Raw genomic sequence first — 14,080 nt, forward strand, 5'->3', positions numbered from 1 at the left:
CCAAGGCCTTCGTGTCGTGCAAAGGAAATGTGAAGTGTCGTGCCGGATCTGCCGCCCGCGCGACCTTTCGCTGCCCGGCACCAGCCCCTCGACGCGCAGCGGCCGAGCAGCGCAAGAGCCACCGACAAGCCGCTCCTGGGCGCCCCGCGCAGGTTCAGGCGGGCAGGTGCCAGCCGCCCTTGCGGAACGCGGGCGTCGCGAGCCCGAGGACGAGGAGGGAGGCCACGACGGCCCCCAGCATGACCGTGCTCATGGCGACCGCGTCGCCGCCGAGCACGCCGACCAGGGGGCTCACGAGGCCCGCGACCCCGGCCTGGAAGGCCCCGATGACCGCGGCCGCCGTGCCGGCCCGCTCGCCGTGCCGGGTCAGTGCCAGCGCGGAGGCGTTGGCCGGGATGAGCCCCTGGAGCGCGAGCGTGAGCCACAGCGCGGCCAGGAGCCCGATCAGCCCGCCGGCTCCCGTGAGCGCCACGACGAACAGGCCCACCGCGAACACGCCCTGGAGGACCAGGGCGGCGCGCAGGATCCGCACGGGGGCGACGCGCCGCACGAGCGAGGCGTTGACCTGGGCCGAGATCACGAGGCCGATCCCGTTGACCGCGAACAGGGCGGCGAACTGCTGGTGGGTGAGGCCGTAGCCCTCCTGCAGGACGAACGGCGACCCGACGACGTAGCTCATCAGGACGGCCATGCCGAGCCCGGGGAGCACGGCGAGGGCGACGAAGTGGCGGTCCTTGAGGAGTGCCCCGTAGCCGCGGAAGACGCTGCCGACCCCGCCCGCCTGACGGCGTTCGGTCTCGAGGGTCTCGGGCATGAAGCGCAGCACGATCAGCCCCAGGACGAGGCCGAGGACCGCGAGGACCCAGAACACCCAGCGCCAGTCGCCGTGCCCGGCGACGAACGAGCCGATGGTCGGCGCCAGGAGCGGCGCGAGGCCGATGACGAGCATGAGACGCGACAGGATCCTGGCGGCGTCCGAGCCGGTGAACCGGTCGCGGATCACGGCGATCGAGACGACCTGGGCCGAGGCGTTGAAGAAGCCCTGGAGGACGCGCAGGACGATGAGCCAGCCGATCGTCGGCACGACCGCGCACAGGACCGAGGTGACGACGTGCAGCGCGAGACCGATGATCACTGGCGCCCGGCGCCCGTACCGGTCGGACAGGGGGCCGATCACGAGCTGCCCGAACGCACCGCCGACGAGCATCCCCGCCAGGGTGAGCTGCGCGAGGGCAGGGCTCGCGTCGAGGTCCGCTGCGACGTCGGGCAGGGACGGCAGGTACATGTCGACCGTGAACGCCGGGAGCGTGGCGAGGGCTCCGAGCAGGAGGACCCACTTGACGGTCGAGCGGCCGGGGCGCCGGGCCGGGGCGCCGGGTTCCGAGGCGGAGCGGGTTGCCGGCGGGGTGGGTGCAGTTCCTGCCGGGGGTGTCTCCATGGGTTCGATCATAACGATTCGACAGCCCGCCCACCCCCGGATCCGGGTCCTGGTTTCGTGACGTGCCCGACGCCGGGGCCGCCCCGGCCGCCCGGCCTCACCGCACGCTCAGCGCCCCAGCAGGAGCCACGTGAGAGCGAGGGAGGCGAGCGCGAACGCCGGGACCACCCACGTGACCGTGGCCGACAGGAGACGCGACCCCCGGGCCGGAGCTTCCTGCGGTTCGCCGGGCAGCGGCGAGACGATCGGGTCGTCGAGCGTGCCCCTCCTGGCCTGGACCGCGCCCCACACCGTGCCCACGGTCAGCGCGAGACCACCGGCCACCGCCACGGGCCAGGCCGGGAGCGTGACGAGGACGCCGTCCAGCAGGACGGGGACGGCGACGAGCACCGCCATGCACCCCGCCAGGGCGAAGAACGACGCCACCGGACGATCCAGGACCCGTCGCAGCACCGTGGAGCTGAACCGGTAGAAGAGCAGGATCGCCGCCCCGAACACCGCGATCGTCGCGAGCATCCCGGCCGTCACGTCGACGCTCGGCACCTCGCCGGCTCGTCGGGCCAGGACCACCGCCGAGCCGCCCCATCCGAGGAGCAGCAGCCCCAGGAACTGGGCGGAGGTCGGCCCGAGCACCTTCACGACCTCCCACCGCCCGTCGGGCTCGACCGGCAGGTCGAGGCTCCGCGCGTACGCCACGGGGTCCCCGAACGCCTCCGCGGCCGGCTCGCCGCTCTCCGCGCAGTGGGACTCGACCTCCGCGAGCGCCGCTCCCAGGGCAGCCCCTGGTACGTCGAGCAGCCTCAGCTCGATCACGAAGGCCTCGGCCCACTCCTCCTCGACGTGCGGCGCGAGACGCCTCTCGGTCGCGTAGCGCGCGGCGGTCCGCTTCTCGCTTGTGCGGGTCATCGGTTCTCCTCGGTCGGGGTGGGTCGACGGACGGGCTGGTCGGCGAGGCCGGGGGGCTCGGCCCCGGCGTCTGTGCCGGTGACGAGGCCGCCGGTCGTGCGGGTGAAGGCCTCCCACAGCGCGGCGCGCTGCGCGAGCTCGTCGCGGCCCGCGTCGGTGAGGTCGTAGTACTTGCGCCCGGGGCCGCCGTCGCCGGCTCGCCACTCGACCGTGACGAGACCGCCGGCCTCGAGGCGCCCGAGCAGGGGGTAGAGCGTCCCGCCCTTGATGACGCCGAGTCCGCCGTCGGCGAGGCGTGCGGCGATCGCGTACCCGTAGGTGGGGCCGTCCGCGAGGATGCGCAGCACGCAGACGTCGAGGACGCCGCGGAGCCACTCGCTGGGCCAGGTGTGCTCGGACATGGCTAGATCGTGTCGCTAACTAGTCAGTCTGTCAATCTAGCCACGACCGAGGCCCGACGGCGCCGCCCGCCGGCGCGATCGCCGAGCGGCAGGGCGCGGCGTGGGTGGCACGAGGCATCCTGGGAGACATGTGCGGACGCTATGCCTCCTTCCGGGACGCCCAGGACCTCGCCGACGAGTTCGCGATCGCCGACCTCGCGGACGACGCGCGGCTCCTGCCGCCGTCCTGGAACGTCGCCCCGACCGACCCCGTACGGATCGTCGTCGAGCGCGCGGCCAAGGACACGGGCGAGGTCCGGCGCTCGCTGCGCGTGGCTCGCTGGGGCCTGGTTCCGAGCTGGGCCAAGGACCCGGGGGTCGGTGCACGCATGATCAACGCACGGGCGGAGTCGCTGCTCGACAAGCCCGCGTTCGCCAAGCCGTTCGCGGCCCGGCGCTGCCTGGTCCCGGCCGACGGGTACTACGAGTGGCGGAAGATCGAGACGCCTCCGGCTCCCGGATCCACCGCCCGCAGGCCCAAGGTGACCAAGCAGCCGTTCTTCATCCACCCGGACGGACCCGCGGTCGCAGCGTTCGCTGGCCTCTACGAGTTCTGGCGGGACCCTGCCAAGGCCGACGACGATCCCGCCCGCTGGCTGGTGTCGACCACGATCATCACGACCGACGCGGCCCCGGCGCTCGCCTCGATCCACGACCGCATGCCGCTCACGCTCGCCCCGGACCGGTGGGACGCTTGGCTCGATCCTGCGGTCGGCAAGGACGAGGCTGCCGGACTGCTCATCGCGCCCGAGGTCCGCATGATGGCCCAGGAGGTCGCGCCGCTCGTCAACAGCGTCGCGAACGACGGCCCGGAGCTCGTCCAGGCCGTCTGAGGTCCGACCTCAGCCCTTGTACGCCCACTGCAGGCGCACGGGCTCGATCACCCCGAGCCCCGGCACCTCCCGCTCGGGCTGCGCGGTCAGGGCGAAGCGCGAGTCTCGCGACAGCAGGGCCGCGGTCTCGCGGTCCAGGAGCACGGTCGTCGGCTCGGCGATCTCGGTGAGCCGCGAGGCCAGGTTCACCGACGGTCCGAACACGTCGCCGAACCGCGAGAGCACCCGGCCCCAGACCAGGCTGACCCGGACCGGCGGCACCTCCATGCCCTCCCCGGCCCGCTCGCCCTCCTCGGCGAGACCGAGCGCGACCCTGGCGCCCGTCGCGACGTCGTCGGCGACGTAGAGGACCGCGTCGCCGATCGTCTTGACGACCCGCCCGCCCGCCGCGGTGATGATGTCGCGCGCACGGGTCTCGAAGAGCTGGACGAACTCCGCGAGCTCGCTCGACCCGAGGCCCGCGGTGCGCTTGGTGAACGACACGATGTCCGCGAAGCCCACGGCCCGCGGCAGCGGCAGCGCCTGGGAGTCCGTGACGTCCCCGGCCCGTGCCTCGGAGAACTCGACCGTGAACCGCGCCGCGACCGCCGCGAGCTGACGGCGCCACGCGTGGCGCAGCTGGGTCTCCAGGACGGGCGCGAGGTCCGGCAGCCGGTCCAGGACGAGCAGGCGGGCGCTCGTGTCGTCGAGGTCGAAACGCTTGGTCATGTGCTCGACGAGCGCCTCGACCTGCCACAGCACGAGCCGCTCGGTCGTGTGCCCCATCGACCGGATCAGGGTCGTGAGCGACCGGTCGTCGAACTTCTCGCGCTCCGCGACCGAGTAGATCTCCTCGAGGGCGACCGCGTCGTCCTCGGTGAACATCTGCTCCTGCTGCTCGGTGATGGGCAGACCGAGCGCCTGCCAGTAGGAGCGCACCTGACGCTCGGTCAGCCCGGCGCGCTCGGCGAGCCCCTCGACCGTGAGCGCTCGAGGACCGCCCAGGAGCGCCTCGTCGAGGTCCGCCTCGACCGGCGACGGCGCCGAGGGCGGGCTGCCGGGCCTGGCGGCCCCCGCGAGCGCGGACAGCGCCGCCGCGTCCGCTCGGCGCTCCGGCCGACTCTCCCCCGCCGCCTCGGTCGTCTCGATGGTCTCGTCGGCTGCCTCAGGGATGTCGTGCGTCACAGACCGATCCTAGTTCAGGGGACCCGGCATCCCGCCGCGCTCCCCCGCCGCGACCTCGTCGGACGGCCCGCCCGGCGCGCCCGCACGTGCACCGTCCCGGAGCCGCAGATGGTGCACGTCGCCGCTGTGCAGCACGCGCTCCGTCCCGTCCGCCTCGCGCACGAGCAGCGAACCGTCCGGACCGAACCCGCACGCCTCACCGACCACCTGACCGCCGCCCGTGAGGTCGACCCGCACCTGCGCCCCGAGGGTCGCGCTGACCTCGGCGCACTCCTCGGCGAGCCCGGCCTCGACGGCATCTCCCGCCGCCGCCTGCCACCGCCCCAGGGTCTGCGCGAACGACTCCTCGAGCGCGGTCAGCAGCACCTCGCGGTCCGTCGTCGCGGCGCCGACCAGGGCGAGAGACGTCGCCGACGGGACGGGAAGCTCGCGCTCGCTCTGCAGGACGTTGAGCCCGACGCCCACGATCGCGCCGCCGTCGGGCAGGAGCTCGCACAGGATGCCCGCGACCTTGCGGTACGTGCCCCACCCGGCCTCCTCCCGTGCCGACCCGTCGGCCGCGCCGGGCGCCGCGACCAGGACGTCGTTGGGCCACTTGACCACGGCCTCGACCCCCGCCGTCGCTCGCAGGCACCGGACCGTCGCGAGGCCGGCGAGCAGCGGCAACCAGCTCAGGCGCTCGCGCGGCACGTCGGGGCGCACCAGGAGCGAGCCCGTCAACGCGGTCCGTGCGGGCGTGTCCCACTCGCGGCCCGAGCGACCACGCCCGGCGACCTGGTGCTCGGCCACGAGCAGGGCGGGCGCCGGCCAGGCCTGCGGGTCGGCAGCCACGGCCGCCGCGAGCTCGGTGTTCGTCGAGGCCGACTCCTCCACGACCTCGAGCCGGGCGAGCGGGCCGTGCGGGGCCACGAGAAGGTCCGCCAGAAAGCCGGGACGCAGCGCGGGGTGGTCGACAGTCGTCATGTGCCCATCATGCACGCGTGCACCCCAGGTGCGGCAGAGGCGACGGCCGCGCGCTCACCCCGGAGGCGACACGTTGTGGGAACCCTCCAACGGCCGCGCCCACGCCGGTGCGATCCCTCGCACCCCCTTGGTCCCACCCACCAACTAGGCTCGGCTGCGTGAACGAACCTGTCGCCGGCACCACCCCGGCCCCCACCGGTCAGCTCATCGGCACCGCAGCGAAGCTGGCCGACCTCGACCGTCGGCGTGCCGAGGCATCGGTCGCGCCCGAGGAGGCAGCGCGCACCAAGCAGCACGCCCGGAACAAGAAGACGGCCCGCGAACGGATCGAGGCCCTGCTCGACGAGGGCAGCTTCGTCGAGCTCGACGCGTTCGCCAAGCACCGCTCGGTGAACTTCGGGCTCGAGAAGAAGCGGCTCGCGGGCGACGGCGTGGTCGTGGGGCACGGCACGGTCGACGGCCGCCAGGTCTGCATCTACTCGCAGGACTTCACGGTCTTCGGCGGCAGCCTCGGCGAGGTGCACGGCCAGAAGATCACCAAGGTCCAGGACCTGGCGCTGCGCACGGGCGTCCCGCTCATCGGGATCTCCGACGGCGGCGGCGCGCGCATCCAGGAGGGCGTCGCGGCCCTGACCCAGTTCGCGGAGATCTTCCGTCGCAACGTCGCGGCCTCCGGCGTGATCCCGCAGATCTCTCTCATCCTGGGCCCGAGCGCGGGCGGCGCGGTGTACTCCCCCGCGCTCACGGACTTCATCGTCATGGCCGACCAGACGTCGAACATGTTCATCACGGGCCCCGACGTCATCCGCGCCGTCACGGGCGAGGACGTGGGCTTCGAGGAGCTGGGCGGCGCCCGCACCCACAACGAGCGCTCGGGCGTCGCGCACTACATGGGCACCGACGAGGACGACGCGATCGACTACGTGCGCCACCTCATCGGCTACCTGCCGCAGAACAACCTCTCCGACGCGCCGAGCTTCGCCCCCGAGGACACGGAGCTCGAGGTGTCCGAGGACGACCTCGAGCTCGACACGCTGATCCCCGACTCCGACACGCAGCCGTACGACATGCGGACCGTGCTCGAGCACGTCCTGGACGACGGGGACTTCCTGGAGGTCCAGCCGCTGTTCGCGAAGAACGTGATCGTCGGGTTCGGGCACGTCGAGGGCCAGTCGATCGGTGTGGTGGCGAACCAGCCCCTCGCGATGGCGGGGACGCTCGACATCGACGCGGCCGAGAAGGCCGCGCGGTTCGTGCGCACGTGCGACGCCTTCAACATCCCGGTCCTGACGCTCGTCGACGTCCCGGGCTTCCTCCCGGGCGTCGACCAGGAGCACCAGGGCATCATCCGCCGCGGCGCCAAGCTCATCTACGCGTACGCCGAGGCCACGGTCCCGCTCGTCACGCTCATCACGCGCAAGGCGTACGGTGGCGCGTACATCGTCATGGGTTCCAAGCAGCTCGGCGCGGACGTGAACCTGGCCTGGCCCACGGCACAGATCGCGGTCATGGGGGCCGGTGGTGCGGTCAACATCCTCCAGCGCGGAGCCCTGCGATCAGCGGCAGAGGCAGGGCTGGACGTGGACGCCGAGCGCGCCCGCCGGGTCGCCGAGTACGAGGAGGCCATCGTGAACCCGTGGGACGCGGCCGAGCGCGGCTACGTCGACGCGGTCATCCGTCCGTCGGAGACCCGCGTGCAGGTCGTGCGGGCGCTGCGCGCCCTGCGCACCAAGCGGGCGAGCCTGCCTCCCAAGAAGCACGGGAACATCCCGCTGTGATCCTGGAGACGCGATGACACCCGGGTCGCCACCGGCCCTGCCCCCGATACCGCCACCGAACGACGACACCAACCGCGAGGACGACATGCCCGACGAGCAGCACGACGACCACGCAGGACACGGCCACGAGCACCCGGCCGACGGCCACGACGGCGCGTCGCACGGCACCGAGCCCCTCGGCCCGGTCGACGACGCCCCGATCCATGCGGCCGTGGACGCCCTGGCCGCAGCCCTGCACGAGTACGTCGGCACGGCGGTCGGGGTACGCACCGAGTTCGGCGCGTCCGAGGCCGACGAGGACCCGCGGGTCCTCGCGCTCGAGGCCGCGATCGGCGCGCTCAACGCCCAGCTCTACGACGCGCTGCACGACTCGCTGGGCATGCACCCGGACCTGAGCTCGCTCGTGTGGGGCGCGGAGGAGGACCTCGGGACCGGGGCGGACGCCGACGCGCCGCCCGCCCCCGAGGTCGCCGAGCCGTTCTACCTGGGCTTCGTCGTGGGGCCGGGCCAGACTCCCGACACGTCCCTCGACGCCGTGATCGACTTCCTCGACAACGCGGGCGAGCAGGTCGTGGCCGCGCTCGTCGAGTCGGGCTTCGACGTCCCCGAGTGGGCCGCGTCGCGCGGTGAGGCCGCGGACTTCGACGGGTACGGCGACGCGGACGACGAGGCGCCGGAGGGCGAGCGGTGAGCGAGACGGGTGCTGCGTCGTCGGGCCGGGAGCTGCGCGTGGTGCGCGGCGCCCCCGACGACCTCGAGGTCGCGGCGCTCGTCGCCGGGCTCGCCGCCGCGGCGGCAGCGTCACACGTGCCCGACGACGAGGCCCCCCTGCCCGAGTGGACCAACCGGTCGCGCAGCCTGCGGGGCACCGGCGCGGGCGCGACGGCCAAGAGCTTCGGCGGACGCTCGGGCCGGCACAACGCCGACGCCTGGCGGTGGAGCCTGCAGTCATGAGCCAGACCACGACCGTCCTGGTCGAGCTCGCGGACGACCCCGGGGCCGTCGAACGTCCGCTCGCGGCGGACGGCACCGGGTCGGTCCTGCCCCCGCTCCCGGCCCGCACCGGCTGGCGCCGGTGGGCGTGGACCGTGCCGACCGTCCCCGCGGTCGTGCTCGTCATCTACCGCCAGCTCGCGCCCTCCCAGGGCTGGCCGCTGCCCGCGGCCGTCCTGGGCGTCCTGGCCGTGCTGCTCCTGCTCGTCGCGGTCCTCGCGCTCGCGCGCTACCTCGACGACCGCGACGCGCAGCGCGAGTCGCGCGCACGCGACGCCCTGCTCGCCGACGCCGAACGCACGACGGGCTCGGTGCTCGTCGACAGCACCGCGGGGTCCGGCGAGGCCGCTGCCCTGCGCGTCCTGCCCGACGGCGCCGCTCGCGTGAGCGGTCGGCTCACGTTCTCGGTCGACCATCTCCCCGTCCGGACGTCGTTCACCGTGCCCGTCCCGGCGGGGACGGACGGTCCGCGCTCGGGCGACCCCGTCGCGGTCTGGTACCCCCGCGGCACGGACGGGCGACCGCGCGTCGTGCTCGTGCGCTACCAGCGCGCGTGGGCCGACGACCTCCTGGGCGCGATGCACCCGGAACATGCGGCCGGTGCTGCCCCTTCGGGGGCCCCGGCCACCGCCGCGTCGCCCGACGGCGCTCAGCCCCCTGCCGCGGAGTCCGCGCACCAGGACTTCCTCGTGGCCCTGGGCCGGGAGGGTGCCGAGCACCCGCACCTGGACGTCGAGCAGGTCCCGCCCACCGGGGCGTGGCGGACCGTTCGCGTCGACGTCTCGCTCCCGGGGAGCACCCGGTCCGTCCTCGTCTACGAGGACGACGACGAGCTCGTGTACATCGGACCGGACGGGGGCGCCCCGCAGCCGCTCGACCCCACGGACCCGTCGGCCGCGCTCGACCTGGCAGAGCGGCTCCTGCGAGGGAGCTGATCATCCTCGCGGACGACGCCGCCGCCGGTACCACGCAGTAACCTCTACCGGGTGACCTCACCCACGTCGCCGGCCGAGCCCGGCACCCCCACCGCCCGGACCCCCCGCACGCCCACGGCGATCGACGCCATCGCCGACGCCTACGTGCGCACCGTCGCCGACCTGAACCCGCTCGCCGCCACGGCCATGGGGCTCAGCGGCTACGACCACCTCATGACCGACCTGTCGCCCGCCGGGTACGAGGCCCTCGCGGCCGCGGACCGGGCCGTGCTGGCCGAGCTCGCGGACGCCCAGCCCGTCGACGACGTCGACCGGGTCACGCTCGCCGCGATGCGCGAGCGCATCGGGCTCTCGCTCGAGCTGCACGAGGCGGGCGAGGACCTCGCGATGCTCAACAACATCGCCTCGCCGCTCCAGGAGCTGCGCGACATCTTCGACATGATGCCCACGGGCACGCTCGAGGCGTGGGAGAACGTCGCGGCCCGTCTCGTGGCCCTGCCCGGCGCCATGGACGGGTACATCGCCTCGCTGACCAGCGCCGCCGAGCGCGGCAAGGTCGCCGCGATCCGTCAGGTCCGCGAGGGCGTCAAGCAGGCCCGCGAGCTCGCCGACCCCGAGTCCTCGTTCTTCCTGGACCTCGTCCGGGGCGAGGCCGCCGCAGCCGTGCTCGACGAGTCGTCCGCATGCGCCCTGGTGCGCAAGGAGCTCGAGCTCGGCGCCGCGGGCGCCCTGGCCGCCTACGCGAGGCTCGCCGACTTCCTGGAGAACGAGCTCGCACCGCAGGCCCCCGTGGCCGACGGGGTCGGGCGCGAGCGATACGCACTGGCATCGCGGGCCTTCCTCGGCGCCGAGGTCGACCTCGAGGAGACCTACCGCTGGGGACTCGAAGAGCTCGCACGCGTCATCGCCGAGCAGGAGGCCGTCGCGGCACAGATCGCCGGTCCCGGTGCCACGGTCGAGGAGGCCGTCGCGGCCCTCGACGCCGACCCGAGCCGCAAGCTCGACGGCACCGAGGCGCTGCGCGCCTGGATGCAGGAGACCTCGGACGCCGCGATCGCCGCGCTGAACGGCGTGCACTTCGACATCCCGACCCCGGTCCTGGACCTCGAGTGCATGATCGCCCCGACCCAGACCGGCGGGATCTACTACACGCCGCCGAGCGACGACTTCTCGCGCCCCGGGCGCATGTGGTGGTCCGTCCCGCCGGGCGTGACCGAGTTCAACACCTGGCGCGAGAAGACGACCGTCTACCACGAGGGCGTCCCCGGCCACCACCTCCAGTGCGGCCAGGCCGTCGCCGCGCGCGACACCCTCAACTCGTGGCGCCGTCTCGCCTGCTGGGTCTCGGGCCACGGCGAGGGCTGGGCCCTGTACGCCGAGCGCCTCATGGCCGACCTCGGCTACCTCGACGACCCGGGCGACCGCCTCGGGATGCTCGACGGCCAGCGCATGCGCGCGGCCCGCGTCGTGCTCGACATCGGCGTGCACCTCGGGCTCGACGCACCCGAGGAGTGGCGCGGCGACTCCGAGGACCCGCGCTGGGACGCCGACAAGGCCTGGGAGTTCCTCAAGGCCAACGTGAACATGGACGAGTCGTTCGTGCGCTTCGAGCTCAACCGCTACCTCGGGTGGCCGGGCCAGGCCCCGTCCTACAAGGTCGGCCAGCGGCTGTGGGAGCAGACTCGCGACGCCGCCCGCGCGGCCGCCGAGGCACGCGGCGAGGAGTTCGACGTCAAGGCGTTCCACGAGCGCGCCCTGAACCTCGGGTCCGTGGGGCTCGACGTCCTGCGCGAGGCGCTCAGGTGACGGCTGCGACGCCGGCCCCGGGCGTCCGGCTCCTCCTGGCCTCGCAGTCCCCCGCCCGCCTCGCGACCCTGCGCTCCGCGGGGGTCTCGCCCGAGGTCCGCGTCTCGGGCCTCGACGAGGACGCGGTCCTCGAGGCGGCCGCGGCCCGGTTCGGCGCGCTCGACCCCGCCGACGCGGTGCTCGTCCTCGCCCAGGCCAAGGCCGAGGAGGTCGCCCAGGTCCTCTCGCGCGAGGCGCACGAGCGCGACGACGTGAGCGACGTCGTCGGGCCCGACGAGGTCGCGCCCGTCGTGGTCGGCTGCGACTCCATGCTCGAGTTCGCCGGGGCCGTCCACGGCAAGCCCCGGGACGCCGCGGAGGCGACCGAGCGCTGGCGCGCGATGCGCGGCAGGACGGGCGTGCTCCACACCGGGCACTGGATCGTCGACCTGCGCGACCCGCAGGACGGCGGCAGCGGCGCCACGCTCGGGGCCACGAGCTCCACGACGATCCACTTCGCCGACGTCTCCGACGCCGAGATCGCGGCGTACGTCGCGACGGGCGAACCCCTCGCGGTCGCCGGTGCGTTCACCGTCGACGGCCTGGGCGGTGCGTTCGTCGAGAGCATCGAGGGCGACCACCACGGCGTGGTCGGGATCAGCCTGCCGCTCGTGCGCGAGCTGCTCGGCGAGATCGGGGTGACCTGGACCGACCTCTGGTCCTGAGGTCCGTCCGGCCCCGCGGGGCCACGGCCCGCCAGCCGGCCCGCCCGTTCCCCCCGCCCGCGCCTGCGGGACGGGGAGCGGGCGGGCCGTCTGCTTGTCGAGGGCGCACAACCACGACGCACAACCGGCCGGTCGACCCCGCCGACCATGGAGGGTTCCTACAAACGACCCCGGTGAGCCTTGGCCCGATCTCCAATCTTGTCCAGTACCGCCGGTCGCAGCGTGAACCCAGGGCGCCCGACGCGCTACCGTGAGCCGTGCCCGAGAACTCCACGAACCCCGCGACCAGCCCGACCCGACGCCTGTCGAAGGTTCTCATCGCCAACCGCGGCGAGATCGCCGTGCGCATCGCGCGCGCCTGCGCCGACGCCTCGATCGCGTCGGTGGCCGTGTACGCGGACTCCGACCGCGAGGCCCTGCACGTGCGTCTCGCCGACGAGGCCTTCGCGCTCGACGGCGCGCGCGCTGCGGACACGTACCTCGACATCGCCAAGCTGCTCGACGTCGCCCGCCGCTCGGGCGCCGACGCCGTGCACCCCGGCTACGGGTTCCTCGCCGAGAACGCCGGGTTCGCCCAGGCGGTCATCGACGCGGGCCTCGTCTGGATCGGCCCACCGCCCGCGGCGATCGACGCGCTGGGCGACAAGGTCAGCGCACGGCACATCGCGCACCGCGCGGGCGCTCCCCTGGTGCCCGGGACGCCCGACCCGGTCGCTGACGCGACCGAGGTCCACGCGTTCGCCGCGGAGCACGGGCTGCCCATCGCGATCAAGGCGGCGTTCGGCGGCGGCGGTCGCGGCCTCAAGGTCGCGCGCACCATCGACGAGATCGACGAGATGTTCGACTCGGCCGTCCGTGAGGCCACGGCCGCGTTCGGTCGCGGCGAGTGCTTCGTCGAGCGTTACCTGGACACCCCGCGCCACGTCGAGACGCAGTGCCTCGCCGACGAGCACGGCACGGTCGTCGTCGTCTCCACGCGCGACTGCTCGCTCCAGCGCCGCCACCAGAAGCTCGTCGAGGAGGCCCCCGCGCCGTTCCTGACGGACGAGCAGCGCGCAGAGCTCTACAAGGCCTCCGAAGCCATCCTGCGCGAGGCCGGCTACGTCGGTGCGGGGACCTGCGAGTTCCTCGTCGGCGCCGACGGCACGATCTCCTTCCTCGAGGTCAACACGCGGCTCCAGGTCGAGCACCCCGTCACCGAGGAGGTCTCGGGCATCGACCTCGTGCGCGAGCAGCTCCGCATCGCCGCGGGCGAGCCCCTCGGCTACTCCTCGGTCGCCACCCGGGGTCATTCGCTCGAGTTCCGCATCAACGGCGAGGACCCCGCCGCGAACTTCCTGCCGGCCCCCGGCCGCATCTCGCGCCTGCACTTCCCCAGCGGCCCGGGCGTCCGCGTCGACAGCGGCGTGACGCAGGGCGACGTCATCTCGGGGGCGTTCGACTCGATGATCGCCAAGATCATCGTCACGGGCGCCACCCGCCGCGAGGCCGTCGAGCGCGCACGCCGCGCGCTGCGCGAGACGGTCGTCGAGGGCATCCCCACGGTCCTGCCGTTCCACCGGGCCGTCCTCGACGCCGAGGACTTCGTCCCGGCCGACGACTCGGTGTTCCGCGTGCACACGCGCTGGATCGAGACGTCGTTCGCGGACGAGCTCAAGCGGCTCGCCCCGGCTGCCCCGGCCCAGGCGCCCGAGGAGGACGAGGCACCTGCGACCGAGCGTGTCGTGGTCGAGGTCGGCGGCAAGCGCCTCGAGGTCGTGCTGCCCGCCGGGCTCGGCATGGCCGCCGGTCGCGCGCGAACCGCCAACGCCGCGCGCCGTCCGGCGCGTCGTGCCGTCGCCAAGACCAACGGGGGCAACGGCACGACGCTCGCGTCGCCCATGCAGGGCACGATCGTCAAGGTCGCGGTCGCCGACGGCGCCGTGGTGGCCGAGGGCGACCTCATCGTTGTCCTCGAGGCCATGAAGATGGAGCAGCCTCTCGTCGCGCACCGCGCGGGTCGCGTCACGGGCCTCTCGGCCGGCGTCGGCGCGAGCGTGAGCTCGGGCACCGCGATCTGCGAGATCACCGACGTCACCGCCTGACCTCGGTACGTCGAACCCGAGGTTCGTCGGGCAGCT

The 14,080-nt window shown here is 73.8% G+C and carries 13 protein-coding genes; 8 read left to right on the top strand and 5 right to left on the bottom strand.

Features of this window, described 5'->3' with window-relative positions:
- Positions 1-154 precede the first annotated feature (154 nt).
- The 3 genes from H9652_RS01670 to H9652_RS01680 all read right to left on the bottom strand — a co-directional run bounded on the left by H9652_RS01670 (position 155) and on the right by H9652_RS01680 (position 2,745).
- A complete protein-coding gene (locus tag H9652_RS01670; RefSeq protein ID WP_191794358.1) occupies positions 155-1,438 on the bottom strand; it encodes a multidrug effflux MFS transporter in 1,284 nt (427 codons plus the stop codon).
- A 108-nt stretch (positions 1,439-1,546) separates the two neighbouring features.
- A complete protein-coding gene (locus tag H9652_RS01675) occupies positions 1,547-2,344 on the bottom strand; it encodes a hypothetical protein (RefSeq protein WP_191794359.1) in 798 nt (265 codons plus the stop codon).
- Positions 2,341-2,745: a PadR family transcriptional regulator gene (locus H9652_RS01680; RefSeq protein WP_191794360.1), complete on the bottom strand. Its 405-nt coding sequence runs from the start codon at positions 2,743-2,745 to the stop codon at positions 2,341-2,343. The genes H9652_RS01675 and H9652_RS01680 overlap by 4 nt, the downstream gene beginning before the upstream one ends.
- 128 nt (positions 2,746-2,873) lie before the next feature.
- On the opposite strand from H9652_RS01680, the gene H9652_RS01685 reads away from it, so the two are divergent.
- Positions 2,874-3,617: an SOS response-associated peptidase gene (locus H9652_RS01685; protein ID WP_191794361.1), complete on the top strand. Its 744-nt coding sequence runs from the start codon at positions 2,874-2,876 to the stop codon at positions 3,615-3,617.
- A gap of 9 nt (positions 3,618-3,626) precedes the next feature.
- Here the strand turns inward: H9652_RS01685 and H9652_RS01690 are convergent, their stop codons facing one another.
- Entirely contained in the window at positions 3,627-4,781 is a 1,155-nt protein-coding gene (locus H9652_RS01690) for an adenylate/guanylate cyclase domain-containing protein (protein WP_318243938.1), read from the bottom strand.
- Positions 4,782-4,790: 9 nt separating this feature from the next.
- A complete protein-coding gene (locus tag H9652_RS01695; protein WP_191794362.1) occupies positions 4,791-5,744 on the bottom strand; it encodes a biotin--[acetyl-CoA-carboxylase] ligase in 954 nt (317 codons plus the stop codon).
- A gap of 158 nt (positions 5,745-5,902) precedes the next feature.
- Between H9652_RS01695 and H9652_RS01700 the strand changes: the two genes are divergently transcribed.
- From H9652_RS01700 to H9652_RS01730, 7 genes are all read left to right on the top strand, one after another.
- The gene (locus H9652_RS01700; protein WP_191794363.1) at positions 5,903-7,522 is read left to right on the top strand and encodes an acyl-CoA carboxylase subunit beta; all 1,620 of its coding nucleotides are present in this window, start codon (positions 5,903-5,905) and stop codon (positions 7,520-7,522) included.
- A gap of 85 nt (positions 7,523-7,607) precedes the next feature.
- Positions 7,608-8,213, top strand: a complete 606-nt coding sequence (locus H9652_RS01705; protein ID WP_191794364.1) for a hypothetical protein — start codon at positions 7,608-7,610, stop codon at positions 8,211-8,213.
- Positions 8,210-8,476: an acyl-CoA carboxylase epsilon subunit gene (locus H9652_RS01710; protein WP_191794365.1), complete on the top strand. Its 267-nt coding sequence runs from the start codon at positions 8,210-8,212 to the stop codon at positions 8,474-8,476. Before H9652_RS01705 ends, H9652_RS01710 begins: the two co-directional genes overlap by 4 nt.
- Positions 8,473-9,450 (top strand): hypothetical protein, encoded by a 978-nt coding sequence (locus tag H9652_RS01715; protein ID WP_191794366.1) that lies wholly within the window; start codon positions 8,473-8,475, stop codon positions 9,448-9,450. The genes H9652_RS01710 and H9652_RS01715 overlap by 4 nt, the downstream gene beginning before the upstream one ends.
- Before the next feature lie 51 nt (positions 9,451-9,501).
- Positions 9,502-11,256 carry a DUF885 domain-containing protein gene (locus H9652_RS01720; protein ID WP_191794367.1) on the top strand — a complete coding sequence of 585 codons (1,755 nt, stop codon included), beginning with the start codon at positions 9,502-9,504 and terminating at the stop codon, positions 11,254-11,256.
- The gene (locus tag H9652_RS01725; RefSeq protein ID WP_191794368.1) at positions 11,253-11,960 is read left to right on the top strand and encodes a Maf family protein; all 708 of its coding nucleotides are present in this window, start codon (positions 11,253-11,255) and stop codon (positions 11,958-11,960) included. The genes H9652_RS01720 and H9652_RS01725 overlap by 4 nt, the downstream gene beginning before the upstream one ends.
- A gap of 257 nt (positions 11,961-12,217) precedes the next feature.
- Positions 12,218-14,044 (top strand): ATP-binding protein, encoded by a 1,827-nt coding sequence (locus H9652_RS01730; RefSeq protein WP_318243939.1) that lies wholly within the window; start codon positions 12,218-12,220, stop codon positions 14,042-14,044.
- Positions 14,045-14,080 lie beyond the last annotated feature (36 nt).

The sequence above is a fragment of the Oerskovia rustica genome, assembly GCF_014836555.1.
In the GTDB taxonomy this organism is placed as follows: domain Bacteria; phylum Actinomycetota; class Actinomycetes; order Actinomycetales; family Cellulomonadaceae; genus Oerskovia; species Oerskovia rustica.